General features: G+C 60.0%; 1 protein-coding gene and 1 pseudogene. One reads left to right on the forward strand and one right to left on the reverse strand.

Features of this window, described 5'->3' with window-relative positions; all coding sequences use genetic code 11:
- Nucleotides 1–365: IS110 family transposase (locus CV770_RS41225; protein WP_201760274.1), on the reverse strand; the 365-nt coding region annotated here is incomplete at its 3' end.
- A 240-nt stretch (nt 366–605) separates the two neighbouring features.
- On the opposite strand from CV770_RS41225, the pseudogene CV770_RS44450 reads away from it, so the two are divergent.
- Nucleotides 606–778, forward strand: a pseudogene (locus CV770_RS44450) (integrase core domain-containing protein); the annotation flags it as partial.
- Nucleotides 779–843 lie beyond the last annotated feature (65 nt).

The following is an 843-nucleotide window of genomic DNA, read 5'->3' on the forward strand; positions in this document are numbered from 1 at the left end:
CGTCGCAGGGCCATAGTGCGCTGATCGGGTACCCAGACCTCCGGAAGAAATCCGGTGGCGTACAACTTCGCGAGCACGGCGGCATCAATCGCATCCGTCTTGATCTTTGCGTGCGCGATCAACCGCACCTGCTTCGGGTTGGCGATGACAACACGGTCGACATACGGCGCCAGAACTTCGACAACGGCCGCGGCATTGCCAGTCGCCTCGACGACCACGTGATCGTCATGGGTGAGTTCCTTCCTGGCGAAAGCCTCCAAGCTGTCACGAGTCATGGGAATGCGGCCGAGCTTCGTTAGATGTCCCTCGAGCAGCGCCACGGCCTCGGCCGCCACGCGATGAATGTCCATGCCAATGATGCGCATCTCTCCCTCCATGGTCAGTGCGAAAGGGAGCTGCGGGCAACACGACAATTACGGATCCGCGCTCGCAGCGCATCCGGGCTAGTCGCAGGGGCGGCCAGATAACGACCTCGAACTCGCAGTTCATGTCAGTGCGACGGCCTGCCCGCACTTGCGTGCTCCCGGTGCCCCGAGGCCCGGATCGGTCTACGCTAATGGGCTAGATCGAGTCTGGAAACACGGGACACCCGCTACATCATGCCGGATAACGCGTTCATCGAAGCCTTCAACGGCCGCTTCCGGGCCGAATGTCTCAACGCCCACTGGTTCCTGTCCCTTGCGGACGCCGAGGAAAAGTGGAGACTTGGCGCAAATACTACAACTGCGCATCAGAACACCCATCTGGCTATGTGATTGAAGAGAAGAGATTTTGTTGAGCGGGATGCGATCCCGCGGGGTATTTTGGGTTCTGTCGCGCTCGTTCGGCGATAGATTGAGCAGA

The sequence above is a fragment of the Bradyrhizobium sp. AC87j1 genome (assembly GCF_002936975.1).
Lineage (GTDB): Bacteria > Pseudomonadota > Alphaproteobacteria > Rhizobiales > Xanthobacteraceae > Bradyrhizobium > Bradyrhizobium shewense.